General features: G+C 39.1%; 13 protein-coding genes and 5 tRNA genes. 14 read left to right on the top strand and 4 right to left on the bottom strand.

Annotated elements, in window-relative coordinates:
- Positions 1–67: 67 nt before the first annotated feature.
- Positions 68–1324: a diguanylate cyclase gene (locus FTU06_RS04425; RefSeq protein ID WP_180145158.1), complete on the bottom strand. Its 1257-nt coding sequence runs from the start codon at positions 1322–1324 to the stop codon at positions 68–70.
- A 151-nt stretch (positions 1325–1475) separates the two neighbouring features.
- On the opposite strand from FTU06_RS04425, the gene pyrC reads away from it, so the two are divergent.
- The 8 genes from pyrC (at position 1476) to FTU06_RS04385 (ending at position 9430) form a co-directional block, all read left to right on the top strand.
- Positions 1476–2510, top strand: coding sequence for a dihydroorotase (gene pyrC / locus FTU06_RS04420; protein ID WP_111885770.1), 1035 nt, complete (start codon positions 1476–1478; stop codon positions 2508–2510).
- On the top strand, positions 2495–3154 hold the full coding sequence (rnt, locus tag FTU06_RS04415) for a ribonuclease T (protein ID WP_180041531.1): 660 nt from the start codon (positions 2495–2497) through the stop codon (positions 3152–3154). Before pyrC ends, rnt begins: the two co-directional genes overlap by 16 nt.
- A gap of 20 nt (positions 3155–3174) precedes the next feature.
- Positions 3175–3250 (top strand) — tRNA-Glu (locus FTU06_RS04410).
- Positions 3251–3491: 241 nt separating this feature from the next.
- Entirely contained in the window at positions 3492–5996 is a 2505-nt protein-coding gene (locus tag FTU06_RS04405; protein WP_257234256.1) for a TonB-dependent siderophore receptor, read from the top strand.
- 59 nt (positions 5997–6055) lie between these two features.
- Positions 6056–6892 (top strand): hypothetical protein, encoded by an 837-nt coding sequence (locus FTU06_RS04400; protein WP_180145154.1) that lies wholly within the window; start codon positions 6056–6058, stop codon positions 6890–6892.
- Positions 6889–7656: a hypothetical protein gene (locus FTU06_RS04395; protein WP_180145152.1), complete on the top strand. Its 768-nt coding sequence runs from the start codon at positions 6889–6891 to the stop codon at positions 7654–7656. The genes FTU06_RS04400 and FTU06_RS04395 overlap by 4 nt, the downstream gene beginning before the upstream one ends.
- Before the next feature lie 65 nt (positions 7657–7721).
- The gene (locus FTU06_RS04390) at positions 7722–7874 is read left to right on the top strand and encodes a hypothetical protein (protein WP_168379378.1); all 153 of its coding nucleotides are present in this window, start codon (positions 7722–7724) and stop codon (positions 7872–7874) included.
- 128 nt (positions 7875–8002) lie between these two features.
- Positions 8003–9430: an amino acid permease gene (locus FTU06_RS04385; protein WP_180106287.1), complete on the top strand. Its 1428-nt coding sequence runs from the start codon at positions 8003–8005 to the stop codon at positions 9428–9430.
- 156 nt (positions 9431–9586) lie between these two features.
- Here FTU06_RS04385 and FTU06_RS04380 read toward each other — a convergent pair whose 3' ends face one another.
- Complete coding sequence (locus tag FTU06_RS04380; RefSeq protein ID WP_180117495.1) at positions 9587–10279, bottom strand: hypothetical protein; 693 nt, start codon at positions 10277–10279, stop codon at positions 9587–9589.
- A gap of 107 nt (positions 10280–10386) precedes the next feature.
- On the opposite strand from FTU06_RS04380, the gene FTU06_RS04375 reads away from it, so the two are divergent.
- The 6 genes from FTU06_RS04375 (at position 10387) to FTU06_RS04350 (ending at position 13460) form a co-directional block, all read left to right on the top strand.
- Positions 10387–10462 (top strand) — tRNA-Glu (locus FTU06_RS04375).
- A 123-nt stretch (positions 10463–10585) separates the two neighbouring features.
- Positions 10586–12004, top strand: coding sequence for an amino acid permease (locus tag FTU06_RS04370; protein WP_078189154.1), 1419 nt, complete (start codon positions 10586–10588; stop codon positions 12002–12004).
- A gap of 108 nt (positions 12005–12112) precedes the next feature.
- Positions 12113–13018: an alpha/beta fold hydrolase gene (locus FTU06_RS04365; RefSeq protein ID WP_180145150.1), complete on the top strand. Its 906-nt coding sequence runs from the start codon at positions 12113–12115 to the stop codon at positions 13016–13018.
- Positions 13019–13150: 132 nt separating this feature from the next.
- Positions 13151–13226 (top strand) — tRNA-Glu (locus tag FTU06_RS04360).
- A 24-nt stretch (positions 13227–13250) separates the two neighbouring features.
- Positions 13251–13326: transfer RNA gene (locus FTU06_RS04355), tRNA-Glu, on the top strand.
- A gap of 58 nt (positions 13327–13384) precedes the next feature.
- Positions 13385–13460 (top strand) — tRNA-Glu (locus FTU06_RS04350).
- A 66-nt stretch (positions 13461–13526) separates the two neighbouring features.
- Here FTU06_RS04350 and FTU06_RS04345 read toward each other — a convergent pair.
- Both FTU06_RS04345 and FTU06_RS04340 read right to left on the bottom strand, forming a co-directional pair.
- Positions 13527–14126, bottom strand: a complete 600-nt coding sequence (locus tag FTU06_RS04345) for a YiiX family permuted papain-like enzyme (protein ID WP_180145148.1) — start codon at positions 14124–14126, stop codon at positions 13527–13529.
- 88 nt (positions 14127–14214) lie between these two features.
- On the bottom strand, positions 14215–15459 hold the full coding sequence (locus tag FTU06_RS04340) for an NADH:flavin oxidoreductase/NADH oxidase family protein (RefSeq protein WP_180145145.1): 1245 nt from the start codon (positions 15457–15459) through the stop codon (positions 14215–14217).
- Between the last annotated feature and the right edge of the window lie 20 nt (positions 15460–15479).

Below are 15479 nucleotides of genomic sequence, written 5' to 3'. Positions count from 1 at the left end.
AAAAACCGCGCAGCTTGCGCGGTTTTTTTATTGCCGATTTCAGAAAATTACACTGACAAATTAAACATTAAGCCACATGCGCTGAACGAATCGATTGATAGTAAATTTGATTCCGTCCGAGTTGTTTTGCACGATATAAAGCCTGATCAGCGATCGTCAATAACTCTTCCTTGGTCAGCATCTCCGCACGATATACGGTTATCCCCAAACTGATGGTGACATGGCTGGATACCAAAGATTTTGCATGTGGAATCTCTAAGCGATCAATTGCTTTATAAATATTTGACGCTACCGCATAAGCACCATGCGCATCGGTTTCAGGCAATAAAACCACAAATTCTTCACCACCATATCGCGCTACAAAATCCATATGTCGAATGGCATTTTTAATGGTTTTGGCAATGGTTGAAATTACATCATCGCCTTTTTGATGACCGTAGAAATCGTTATAGTTTTTAAAATGATCGACATCGATAAATAGCACAGCAAGCGAGGTGTTATTACGCCGAGATTGCTCATAAAAGGTATCGAGCATTTCATCAAAAGTACGTCGATTTGAAATCTTGGTTAATTCATCATGCTGACTTAAATGTAAAAGCTCTGTGGTATGAATACGATGGATTTTTTCACTAATATCCGCGCGCAGCATATTCAAAAATATCATCCGTTCACGCGCACAAAGCATCTTACTGATTGCAAAACCCAATACACAGCTTCCAATCAGTACACGCCCCAACACCATCACATCAAATTTCACTTCTAATGAAAAAAGCATCAACATGGTAACCACAGCAGCCAACAATCCAGACATCAACATTTGGACCGGTTTCACCCCCGTCAAAATGTAGCTCAAGATGTAAATCATACAAAGGATCATCATGGCCTGATGTTTAAGTGCTTCGGTATACACGGTCATGGTGAGCCAAGACATTGAAATAACTGCCCAAAACACTACAAACATACTAGCATGTGAAAAATAAGGCTTCAGACGGTCGTAACGAGCAAAGGCATATAAAGTCAGAAGACACAGCGCACCATTGAGCTGTCCAAGCAAACAATGAATAAAATCATGCACAAAATGCTGCTGATCAATAATCCAGTAATCTCCGGGAATGATCAGCATGGTGAGCACAAAGTAGATCAACACCCCCATCCAGAAAAAATGACGTATGTTGGTTTGCGCACGATCGAGGTTTAAAGTCCAAAATTGGGTTTCCAGTTTTTTAGGAAACATTTCCCCTACACGACGAGTTTGCCGTGTAATCAGTTCCTCTATTTTTTCTTTATCGTATTGCAACTTTGCAAGGTTATACTTGTATTCCATTTCCAAGCATTTATCTAATTCTTTTAGTCATTTAAAAATACCACAGTTTTATTCTTAATTTATATCTGTTCAGTCATTTGTACAGAAATCTCGTTACCATTTTCACATTATTTGCATTATCATTTGTTTTATTTCCAAGCTTGGAATCGCTGTGAATACGATTACTCTTCTTCAGCCAGATGATTGGCATGCACATTTACGTGACGGTCTAGCCCTAAAGCGTACAGTTCCTGATTTAGCACAACAATTCTCTCGCGCGATTTGTATGCCAAATACCGTACCACCGGTAAAAACCGTTGAAGAAGCAAATGCATACCGTGAACGTATCATGGCACATGTTCCTGAAGGCGTTCACTTTGACCCGCGCATGGTGCTCTATTTCACTGACAACACACCTGCAAGTGAAGTTAAAAAAATTAAAGAATCTGAGCATGTTAATGCCATCAAGCTCTATCCAGCGGGTGCAACCACGAACTCGGACAGTGGTGTCAGCGATATTAGTAAAGTCTATGGTGTGATTGAGCAGCTCGAAGAACACCAAGTACCATTACTGTTACATGGTGAAGTGACCCACAACCATGTCGATATTTTTGACCGTGAAAAACGTTTCCTTGATGAAGTACTTTCTCCACTGTTAAAACAGTTCCCTAAATTAAAATTGGTGCTAGAACACATCACTACTAGTGAAGCTGCGCATTTTGTATTAGAACAAGACCGTAATGTCGCTGCGACAATCACACCGCAACATTTATTGTTTAACCGTAATGATATGTTGGTGGGTGGTATTAAACCGCATTTCTATTGCTTACCGATTTTAAAACGTCAAACCCATCAGCAAACTTTGCTCGAAGTCGCGACCAGTGCGAACCCTAAATTTTTCTTAGGTACAGACAGTGCGCCGCACTCAAAAAATGCTAAAGAAAATGCATGTGGCTGTGCAGGATGTTATAGTGCACCAACAGCAATTGAGCTATACGCTCAAGCATTTGATCAAGTCGGTAAAATCGACCGTTTAGAAGGTTTTGCAAGCCACTTTGGTGCAGACTTCTACGGACTCCCTCGAAATACCAATACCATTACCTTGGTAAAAGAAGATCAAGTGATCCCTGAAAGTTTAGACTACTTGGATGGCGAAAAAATTATTCCGTTGTATGCGGGTAAGACCATCCAATGGAGAAAAGTGTGACAGATGAAACTCGACCAGTCATTGGTCAACGTTTCCGTGGATTCCTACCTGTTGTTGTCGATGTCGAAACAGCAGGTTTTAATTCACAGACCGATGCCTTACTGGAAATTGCAGCGATTCCTATTGTGTATGATGCAGAAGGTAATTTTGTACCGGGTGAAGCCCACCATGCACATATCAATCCATTTGAAGGTGCCAACCTTGACCGTCGTTCACTGGATTTTATTGGTGTAGATCCATTCAATCCGATGCGTATGGCCATGGCTGAAGATGAGAAATCAGCATTAAAACGTATTTTTAAGTCAGTGAATGAAGTACGTCGTCAACAAAACTGCACACATGCGGTTTTAGTTGGTCATAATGCCCATTTTGACTTAGGTTTTGTACAGGCAGCTATTGCACGTACAGGGACAAAAAATCAAAATCCTTTCCATAGTTTTTCCGTATTCGATACAGTGACTTTGAGCGCTGTAATGTTTGGACAAACTGTGCTGGCAAAATCATGTATTCAAGCTGGTATTGAGTTTGATGGTAAAGAAGCACACTCTGCACTTTATGATACTCAGAAGACCGCTGAACTGTTCTGTTATATTTTGAACAAACTCGGCCCTCGCCTACTTGACACTATGATGGCGGATCAATAAGATACCGCCATCTTCTAAACGTCCCTATCGTCTAGAGGCCTAGGACATCGCCCTTTCACGGCGGTAACCGGGGTTCGAATCCCCGTAGGGACGCCAATTTTTATTCAGACTTTCTCCAAGCTGAATATTCAAGTCTATTGAATACACATCACCACCTCTACTGATTAGTTAAAATTTTCATTCACTGAAATCGCTGTGTATTAAAAAAACACCTATTGCAAATAATTCTCATTTCTATTGATTATTTTTGTAAAGTTAATGATAATCGCTATCGTTTTTATCTGCATAATTATTGACAGCCATGCGCTTTGCCTATTCTCCTCTTAATATCGCAATTTTGACTGCTTTAGCATCTCAAGCTTATGCCAATGAAATTGATTCAACTCAAGTTATTCAAAGCAATAACCTCAAAATGACGCCGATTGAAGTTGAAGTCAAAGCCAAACAAGAAGTAGGTAAAACCGTCTACACCAAAGAAGATTTAGAAAAAACGCCGAATAGCTCAAAAAATATCACAGACTTTTTAAAAGTTAATCCAAATGTGCAGTTTTCAAATGATCAAATGGCTGCAGGTACGCAAGCGAATTTAAAACCCAATGAAATATCTATTCATGGCGCACAATCATTCCAAAATAAATTTATTGTGAATGGCGTAAGTAATACAAACATTCTTGATCCGCTTGGTTCAGGGTCAAATGCTGGTGAATACGGTATTACTGATGTGGGTTCCCAAGGTATTGCTATTAATACCGACCTACTTTGTAGCCTAGAAGTTTTAGACAGTAATGTTAGTGCAAAATATGGTAGTTTTGCAGGCGGTGTAATTAGTGCTGAAACATGCGCTCCTAATACCGAAATTGGTAAAATCCACGGTAGTATCAGTTATGATTATACTGAGAGTGATTGGAATCGTTATCACTTGAAAACTGATGCTGATAAAGGCTTATTCGATGGCGAGTCAACACAAGAAAACCAAAAAGAATATGTCCGTCAAGGTATTAGTGCCAATGTCTATAGCAAACTTTCCGAAGTCTATGGTATTGATTTTTATGCCTCTCAACGAGGCTCTAAAATTCCTGTAGAAAGTGGTTTACCTTCACCAAAACAGATCGACCAAAAGAAATTAAATACCAATATTGGTGCAACCTTATTCGCAAATCCGAATGAAAAAACTAAGATGAAATTTGGTTTCTCTTTAGGTGACTTAGAAGATAATACCTATCTGAATAAGCGTCGAAATTCACACGCTACTAGCAATAATAAGTCTGCTTTAATTTTTGCAGAAATAGAGCATAAAAATGCTTGGGGCATGCTCAAACAAAAATTAAATTATCAAAGTATCGACAACCAACGTGAAACGGATTCTGATACAGGAATTAACTGGCTATATGCTGAAGGAAGTAAAGACTGGAACAACACCGAAAAAGTATGGGAAGGCTCATCCGCTGCAAATATTGATTTAAAACAATCAACAATCAACTACGAACTTGATGGTATTTTTAATCAATTTAAACTTGCAGACACGCAACATCAGATCAGTGCAGGATTTGCCTATCATTATGACGATGTTCAATGGGAACGAACGAAAGATTTCTTAACTTTCTATGGTGTTACCTCAGGCAACTCTCAAAACTTATATGACCTAGAAGGTGGTAAGTGCCAAATCAATGATCCGCTTTGTGATGAAAATACAACCACCGAATTCATCAACAATAAAGTCAATACTGTATATAACGGTCAGTATTTTAAGCGAGGTAACTTATTTAAAGCAGGTACATTTGATGGGCAGTACCAACAAGCCTCGCTTTATATACAAGATGATATTCACTGGAAAAACTTTAATGCTCGCTTAGGTCTCCGTGCTGATTACGACGAAGCAAATAATAATTTCAACTTTGCCCCACGCAGCAGTATCAACTATCAACCTTTTAGCAACAATTTATTAACACTAACATCGGGCTGGAACCGTTACTACAGTGCTCCAACTTATATGACTGATTTACGTCAGCATTTAACTTCTTTAGATGCCTATCTAATGCGTAATGATCAAAATTCAGCATGGGAGGAAGAAGAAAAAACTTCATATGTAGATACAAAGCGAAAAGATTTAAAAACACCTTATGCGGATGAAATAGTCGTTGGACTCAATAGTCAATTTAAAAATACAAATCTAAGTCTAAAATGGGTAAATCGCCAATATAAAGACGAAATTTCACGTGATCAAATTGGTACTGGTGTTAATCGTTACTTTCAATATGGCAACAATGGTTATGGTGAAAATGACACGATAACTTTTGAAATAAATACCCTAAACCCATTAAAACTTTACAACACAGAGCATCAGTTGGCTTTAGCAGTTAACTACACTGACTCTTATCGTAGTACTCCAGACTATACCAGTGATTATAAAGAGGAAGAAATTCGTAAACTAATTTCGTATGATGGAAAAATCATGGAATTTGGCGACCGACCAGCTTCAAATTATAATCAACCACTTACGGCACGTGTCTCTTGGGATATTGGCTTTGATCGTGTTCCTGTAAAAATTTCTAATTTCTTTAGCTATAAAGGAACATATGAACAAATGCTCACTGCAAGTTCTGCGGATAAAGTTGTTCATAATGGTGTAAAACTTGATACGTACACACTAGAAGATGTAAAACCTCGTTTTACATGGGATATGCGTACAACATATGACTGGAATATTTCAAAAGATTATTCAGCTATATTAGGACTAACAATAAATAATATTACTAACCGTAATAATCTTTATGTAAGTGGTAGCAAACTATATTCCGAAATAGGACGACAGTTCATTGCTGATGTCACATTTAAATTTTAAACTTCCCCTATCAAGCGCGCCTCAAAACGCGCTTGATTCATTTTTAAATAGACTAAAACATGAAAAAAATAATCTTACTCTTTGGCCTGTGCATAGTATGTCTCGGTATCTTCATCTACATTTTTAGACCCGAAGCCAGCCTACCGACAAATCCTTCAAATACTGTTGAGCATGATGCCAATCAGACAAATCAAACAGCATTGAATGATGACCAAGAATCTTCTATTCCCAAAACCAACGATCGTGACACTCAAATACAAGCGAAAAAAACAAAAAAATTGAGTGAAGAAGCAATACAGTATTATCGAACAGCAACCAAATACGGTTGGGAGTCAATCGTTCGTGATTTTGAAAATGGAACCATTCTAAAAAGTAAAATGCCTAAAGGGGAAAAAGAAAAACTTTGCGAAATTGCACTGGGTCTAAGTACTGCCGATCAAACCAAACGCTTATTTAAAGCAAATTGCAAACCACTCAATGGCCGTTCATCCTCTATGATTATTAATGGCGCATTAACCAATGCAGAAGGCAAAATAGATCAAAACGAAATCATTGAAAAATTAAAATTCTACAAATCGGAAAATGTTTTACAAACTCACGTTACGTATAAATTTGGCCCGTATGAAGAAAAAAGCTCTTTGCAATCTAACGCAATTGGTTGGGGACTAGAAGACGTTTCTGATTATTTGCTGAGTATTGGTGTCGATTACACGGGCGTGGATGGTAATTTAATTTTAGACAATATCAAAGGCCGTAACCCTTCTGTGAGTTTGGTTCAAAAACTACTGAATGCAGGAATCGAGCCCAATAGTAGCGTCTATAAACAAATAGAACAGAATGACTTTTCCACCAAACATCCTGATGTTTACAATTTATTAAAAGCACGTAAACCATGAAAAACATCGTTATTACCAGCTGCCTGCTAATGAGTATGCATTGCTTTGCAAATGCTCCAGTGCCACAAAATCACGCTACCAATGCACCATCAGTGAAAAACATTCAAGACTTTAAAAAGATCAAAGGGATGACAAATGATGCATCTCGTTATTATAAATTTATAAACATATATGGTTGGTCAGCCATAGTGCAGGAATTTGAAAATAAAAATATTCAAAGCAGTAAAATGAAAAATAAAGAAGTTAAAAAAATGTGTGACACAGCGCATCTTATACTTCCACTTCAAGATATCAAGCGACTGATTGCTGCTAATTGCAAACCCAGCTCAAACGATGTGACTTTTAATACCATCAATAGGACTTTAAAAAATGGCGATGGTTCTATTAATGGACAAGAAATTATTGCCAAGTTAGAATTTTATAATGCATTAGGATTATTAAAAACACATCAAACATACGGCCGTGGCTATCGTGCAGAAACATATAATTTACTCTACAAAGCTGCCGGTTTTGGTTTGCCTGATGTTTTTGATTATCTCCTGAATATCGGACTCACAGTAAAATATACCGATGGTAACTTACTAAATACACATTTTGATGGTCGCTCCCCTCAACTCGCTTTAACCCAAAAAATTTTAAAACTGGGTGTCGAGCCAAATGCTTCAACCATCACAATCATGCAACAACGGAACTTTAAACAACACTACCCCGACATTTACCAAATCATACTGTCCAATCTAGAACAGAAAAACCACAAACTTTAATTAATTACAGCCTGACTGGTTTTGTTTATACTTCAGCTTGATCTATTTTGATGTAAGAATACCCTATGTTTAAAAAGTTGCTCTTGGTTTTAGCCATCTTATTTCCATCTGCACTCTATCTGTATATTGTGAGCCGCGATGACAACAAAGCCCCTGTAGCTGAACAAACTCAAGTACCTGCAACTTCTGAAGCTGAGTATCAAACTCCTGACCATTAATCCAATGGTCAGTGCTAAAGATTTAAATTTTAGATCAGTATTATCACATTATAAGAAAAATTCGATTTATCAATCATTTCACTGCATTCAATCATAAAATATACCTTTCGTTCAATTTTCATTTCACTATGCAATCTCCCTCTGAACCTTCGCAACACTCGTCTGCTGAAGGTAAAAGTCCATCGCTTAAACGTGCGATGACGACTCGACACCTTGTGATGCTCTCACTTGGTGGTGCAATTGGTACTGGTTTGTTTATGGGTTCAGGTGAAGTTATTTCACAAGCTGGGCCTTTAGGCGCTGTTCTTGCCTATATTATTGGCGGTTTGATTGCCTACATGGTCATGCTCTGTTTGGGTGAACTTGCCGTACATTTACCTGTTTCTGGGTCTTTTGGTGCTTTTGCGACAAATTATATTGGCCCTGGTACCGGTTATATGGTGTCTTGGATGTACTGGTTGGGCTGGTCTGCCACCTTAGGTACAGAATTTACTGCGGCGGCTATTTTGATGCAGGAATGGTTTCCACAAACCTCTATTTGGTTATGGACACTGATCTTTGCTGCTGGTGTACTGATTTCTAATCTAAGTTCTACACGCGCATTCGCAGAGTCAGAATTTTGGTTATCAATGGTGAAAGTTGCAACAGTGTTGATTTTCATCATCCTTGGTTTTGCCTGCATCTTTGGTTTCGTGCCTTTCCAAGGCTATGAATCAGCTCCAATGTTCCACAATTTGACTGAACATGGTTGGCTGCCAAATGGTTTGTTCCCACTGTTTGCCACGCTATTGATCGTGAACTTTGCCTTTAATGGTACAGAAATGATTGGTATCGCTGCAGGTGAAACTGAAAACCCTGAAAAGAATGTGCCTAAAGCCATTCATGCTGCGGTATGGCGCTTAATCATTTTCTTTGTCGGCACTATTATCGTCATCAGTTCACTGTTGACCTATACCGATGCAGGTTTAAATGTTGGTGGACATGGCGGCTTAAGTAGTAGCCCATTCGTTTCCGTATTTAACCTGATGGGCATTCCCTATGCAGAAGACTTAATTCGTTTCGTCATTATTACAGCTTTACTGTCTACAGCTAACTCTGGTTTATATGCTGCATCGCGTATGATGTGGGCACTGTCTGCACAAAAACAATTACCACGTGCTTTCGGCAAATTAAGCAAAACAGGTGTGCCTTATATTGCTGTATTGGTCACTATGATCGGTGGTTTACCAGGTCTATTGTCAGAACAATTTGGCGCAGATGTGATCTTCAAAAACTTGATGGGGGTTGCTGCCTTCACCATGGTGATCGTGTGGATGAGTATTTGCTGGAGTCAATTTAACTTCCGTCGCCAATGGCTGAAACAAGGTCATACCGTTTCAGAGCTTAAATTCCGTACACCATGGTTCCCGCTGGTTCCAATTCTTGGCTTTGTCTGCTGTACCGCAACAGGTTTAAGTATGGCTGCAGATCCTGAAATGCTTTCTGGCTTTATTGGCTGTCTGATCTTTATGGCAGCGTGTTATGCAGGTTATTATTGGTTATATCACGATAAATAAAATAGCTAAGGTGGCTCATTAGCCACCTTTTTTTATGAAACTATTTCTCTTCCCTATGAGAGAAAAATTAGGGTTTCCATATAAATTCAAAAATGATTTGTGGGAGCAGTTTAATCCACAAAAACCACTGTACAGACTATAATTTAAGGAAATCGTTCAACTGCTTTTCGTTAATGAATTTTTATTCTCGCTCAACACCAAGATATAATCCCATACTTTCAACTCCAATGAGTCCTTTTCGGATTTTGCACCTTTAGAAACATTAGCTAAAAGACACGCAGCTACTATTGCTAGAAATATTTGGATAGATACTCTCAAACTTGTATTAGATATTAATTCAACAAAAGTAAAGTTAAAAACTATTAATGAAAGTGGCAAAAGCACCCGACTTGAATTCATCTGTTTTTTAAATTCAGGAAAATCACGATTAATAACCAATAAATCTTGTTTGTCTTTACTCCACAACATTGGCTCAAAACATACATCCAATTTTTTTTCTAATTTTTCAAGTTCTACATCATCACTAGACAACTGATATCTTCGAACCTTTAAGATTAAATATAATTTAAAAAAGCTCTGGATATCTAAAAAATAATGAGAATCATCTAAAGATTTAAGGTGATTGTACGTAATTCTACTTTCCCCATCTAAATCCCTAAATAAAAGTTCATCAATAATTCTTTCAAACTCTGATTTACTAATATACGAAGAAAAATTATTTGTATAAACTTCAAACCAATGCAAATAATTCAATAAAACTATATAGAATCTTTCATGGACTTTGCCCACATTAAATTGATTGATTTCAAATAAAATTCCAGAAATAAACTCATTAAAATTATTTTTCATTAAAAAAATTCTGTTTTTTGTTTCATTTATATACATTTAGAATATAACAATGAAACTCTATTTTGACAAATATAGATAGGCTATGTACTATACACCCACCTCAAAACGTCCCTATCGTCTAGAGGCCTAGGACATCGCCCTTTCACGGCGGTAACCGGGGTTCGAATCCCCGTAGGGACGCCAATTCTTCTGTCAGTTCTGACAAACTTAAAGTTTATTTATCTATAATTTATATTAATTGATTGCATCATCATTGCATTCTTCTCTACAATTACTCGCTTCATTATTTGATTCTCCTTTTTCTCTATGCAGTCATCACATTCTCCGAATGATGCTTCGCATCAGGGCAATTCTGCGCCGTTAAAACGCGCTATGAGTACTCGACATCTGGTGATGATTTCGCTTGGCGGCGCAATCGGTACTGGTTTATTTCTTGGTTCGGGTGAAGTCATTGCACAAACGGGGCCTGTAGGTGCCATTATTTCGTATTTTTTAGGCGGTATTATCGCCTATATGGTGATGCTTTGCTTAGGCGAGCTCGCTGTACATATGCCAGAATCTGGTTCATTTGGCGCTTATGCTAAACGCTATATCGGACCTGGTACGGGTTATACCATCACTTGGCTGTATTGGCTGACATGGTCAGTAACGCTAGGAACTGAATTTACCGCTGCTGCACTTTTAATGCAGGAATGGTTCCCAGACAGCTCTATGTGGATGTGGACCTTAATCTTTGGTGCTTTTGTATTCTGCTTGAATATGATTTCAACCAAATGGTTTGCTGAATCTGAATTTTGGCTAGCTTTAGTCAAAGTGATTACCGTTGTAGCCTTTATTATTTTAGGTCTATTGGCCATTTTTGGTGTTTTAGGCTATCGAGGCTATGAAGCTGCACCGCTGTTTAGCAACCTCACTGCACAAGGCTGGTTCCCTGAAGGTTTGTTCCCAATCTTCGCTACAATGTTGATTGTTAACTTTGCATTCTCAGGTACTGAGCTGATTGGTGTTGCTGCGGGTGAAACCAAAGATCCAGCGAAAAATGTGCCTAAAGCCATTAACACGGCGATTTTCCGCTTGTTGATTTTCTTTGTAGGTACCATTGTTGTTATTACTGCATTATTGCCCCATCAAGAAGCTGGCTTATCTGCCGAAGGTGTAAGTAGTTCACCTTTCGTAACAGTATTCCAGCACATTGGTATTCCTTATGCAGAAGACATCATCCGCTTTGTGATTATCACAGCCCTACTTTCTGCTGCAAACTCAGGTTTATTTGCTGCATCTCGAATGATGTGGTCATTGTCCTATAGTAAGCAATTACCTGCAGTGTTCTCTAAAGTGAACTCGCGCGGTATTCCTTATGTTGCCGTGATTGTGACCATGATCGGTGGTATGCCGGGCTTACTTTCTGAGCAATTTGCACCAGAAACCATCTTCAAAAACTTGTTAGGTGTCGCGGCATTTACCATGGTGGTGGTATGGATGAGTATTTGTTTAAGCCAATTTAACTTCCGTCGTCAGTGGTATAAAGAAGGCAAAACTGCCAAAGATTTAGCTTTTGCTGCACCACTTTTCCCAATCGTGCCGATACTCGGTTTTGTATTCTGTCTGATTACCTGTATTAGTATGGTATTTGACCCAGAAATGTTGACTGGCTTTATCTGCTGTATGATCTTCATCGTGGCGTGTTATATCAGCTACTACACCTTGTATCACAACAAAGATTGATCTGCGTTGTCATACCAAACACGATAAAAGAGTAACTTCGGTTGCTCTTTTTTTATTCTACATTTTAATAAAAGTAGAATAAAAACTGGTCCGTCGATGAGGTGCAATATGCAGATCATCTTTATCCATGGCATGAATCAACAGCAACAAACTGCACGTTCGCTCGAACAGCATTGGCTTGCACTGTTGTCTCAAGGCTTAAAGCAAAGCCATCAAGAGACTTTTTTATCGTATATACAGCACCATATGCGCATGCCTTTTTATGGAGACTTACTCACGCGTTATCAATTGCAGAATATGCTTCAAGCCAGCACCTTGACACCTCAAACGTGGCCACATTTTCCGTTTATCCATCGCACTGAACTCCCAGAAATATCACCAAAAGTACTTGAGCATCATGCCGTACAAAACAATCTACCTGACATCACCCTCAATGATGCTATTGGATTTAGTCAATCATTCAAATCGATCACTGCACTTGGCAAAGATCTTGCCCTACGCGATTTTGCAGTTTTAAAGAATTATTTCCCAAAATTACATGTCACACTTTTGCATAATTTTTTGGTCGAAACTTATCTCTATTTATCCAATCCACACTTTATTCAGGCAGTTCACACTCGTCTGCATGAGCAATTACATCAAACGAAACCCACCCTGTTGATTGCACATTCGCTAGGTAGCGTGATTGCGTATCATTTTTTACTGTTACATCCTGAACTCAACATACAGCGCTTTATCACCTTGGGCTCACCTTTGGCTTTTCGTGTCATCCAAGCCCACTTACCTCAGCCTTTACAGCGGCCTGATGCAATTTCAGGCGATTGGTTAAACTTTTATTCACATGATGATTTTCTCAGCGCTTTTCCACTGAGTCAGGCACCATTTGATTTTCAACCCGCCATTATTAACCAGCAAATTCAGACATCGATTGAACACCCACACGATATTGCAGGATATTTAACGCATCCAGAAGTTATTGCTACAATCTTACAAGTGTTGAAAAAATCGACATAAATAATGTATTTTTCAAACATTTTTAGCAAATTGTTTTAATTTTATGCACTCAACAACAAAAACTGAATTTATTTATAGAAAAGCGTTTGACACCCCCCGATTTTCACCCTAATATACGCCCACCTCTGAAACGTCCCTATCGTCTAGAGGCCTAGGACATCGCCCTTTCACGGCGGTAACCGGGGTTCGAATCCCCGTAGGGACGCCAATTTTCAGAAGTACATTTTATTAAGTCCCTATCGTCTAGAGGCCTAGGACATCGCCCTTTCACGGCGGTAACCGGGGTTCGAATCCCCGTAGGGACGCCATTACTTAGTCTAAAAAATTAGACTGAAATAAACGGTTTTAAAATTTACTTTCTGTACTGTCCCTATCGTCTAGAGGCCTAGGACATCGCCCTTTCACGGCGGTAACCGGGGTTCGAATCCCCGTAGGGACGCCATATTCGAGTTGGTTTTAACCACTCATTAAAAAGCTCAAGCATTGCGACTTGGGCTTTTTTATTGCCTTAATTTCTAAATATTTCTTTTAAAAGTTTTGAATCATAAATGGCCTTAGGGGCAATCACCTGCTCATTTAGCGGAATATTTTGACCATAGCGCTGCCGCATTAGACGCTGCACTTCATTTTGTTTTAAATCAAATTGTTTCAGTTGTTGTAATGGAGAAAGTTCGATTCCTAAAGCATGCTGATAAGCTTTCCAAACAATTTCAGAACAGTAAATTGCACGGTCATCCCATTCAAAATAAATATCATAGGGTTTGCCCAAGTACTTTTCTGCATGTTGTACAAACTTCGTTTTCTGCGGCACATTTAAGGGTTGTTTGAGCCTTTTCACCACATAGTGAGCATTCTCCCCACGCGCGATCCATTGATTTAAAGCGGTATATTGCACAGGTTGAATGGCTTCAAGCACCCAGGTTTGGTTATTTTTATTTACGATCATGCCCATGTGACTATAGGGCGAATGTGTGGCCTTTTGAATGCTTAAACTTTGTTGTGACTTTGAGATATGAAAAATAATATCTCCCGTCTGAAATACGGACTGGGCATAGAGGGCAGAACTGAGCCCCGAAAGAATGACCGTTAATATTAAAATTTTAGACATTTTTATTGTAAGCAATATTGATATGAATGAAGGCAACCATAACAGGAATATATGTCGGTTGCCCTGATTCTAAAAATTCAAAGATTGATTAAGCCGACTTACGTGAATTGACTTGCCCTTTAATGACCGCGGTTAAATTGCCTTTAAGATATTTAAAAAACACTTTTAACGGCGAAAGTTTAGGATTTGGCTGTTTGCCTTCACCAATCGATTTAAACTGAGCGGCATACCAAATAATTTCCATAATCGCCATTTTATCTATCATCGGTATGCCAGTTTTAATTTTGTCCACACCGTAACGAACATCCTGACCCGCCAATAAACGATCAGCCAAATCGACTTCAACAGCGAATGGACGTGCAATACCAATAAAATCACAAGCTCCACTGTCTAGTGCAGCATTCATGCCTTGCACGGTTCTAAACCCGCCGGTAACCATTAACGCGCATTTCACTTCTTTACGGATATTGTCCGCAAAATCGAGGAAATAAGCTTCACGAGCAATGGTACTGGCTTTACGTTTTTCTGCTTTAGCACCGGCCATCGCTGGCGCTTCATAGGAACCGCCCGAGATTTCAATCATATCAATCCCTGCGGCATCGATTGCCTTAAAGACCTCAATCACATCTGTTTCGCTAATTCCGCCGCGTTGGAAATCAGCAGAATTCAGTTTGACCGAAATGATAAAATCATCTGTCGTCGCAGCACGAACTGCCTTATAGATTTCAAGCAAAAAGCGCATGCGATTTTCATTTGAACCGCCCCACTGATCTTGACGTTTATTGGTCAGTGGCGACAAGAACTGACTAATTAAATAACCATGCGCACCATGCAATTGCACGCCTTCGAAGCCTGCCTTTTCACAAATGTGTGCGGCACGTGCAAAACGCTGAATAATATCTAAAATTTCATCTTCACGAAGTTCGCGCGGTGTTCCAAAAGTTGTAGCTAACATCGGACTAAATGGCACAGCAGATGGTGCAACCGTTTCTTTATTTAAACCTTTAGGACATTGACGGCCCGGATGTGAAAGTTGAACCAATTGCACCATGCCGTGCTTCTTACCTAACTCAGCCCACTGTGTTAACTGCGCCAAATCTCGCTCTGTTTCAGCGACCACAACCCCCGGCTCATTTTTAGCACAAAAATCCACCATGACATTACCGGTAATGGCACAGCCTAAACCACCCTTCGCCCAAGCTTCATATAACCCAAAATGTAAGTGATTGGGTTGGCCTGCGGTATTGGCCAATGCTTCACTCATTGCACCTTTGATGATGCGATTTTTAAACGTGGTATTACGAATTTTAAAGCTTTCAGCTAAATGGCTCATGACAATGTCCAAAATGAAAT

The sequence above is a fragment of the Acinetobacter sp. YH12052 genome, assembly GCF_013419835.1.
Taxonomy (GTDB): Bacteria; Pseudomonadota; Gammaproteobacteria; order Pseudomonadales; family Moraxellaceae; genus Acinetobacter; species Acinetobacter amyesii.
This window is presented reverse-complemented; position numbering and strand designations above follow the sequence as displayed.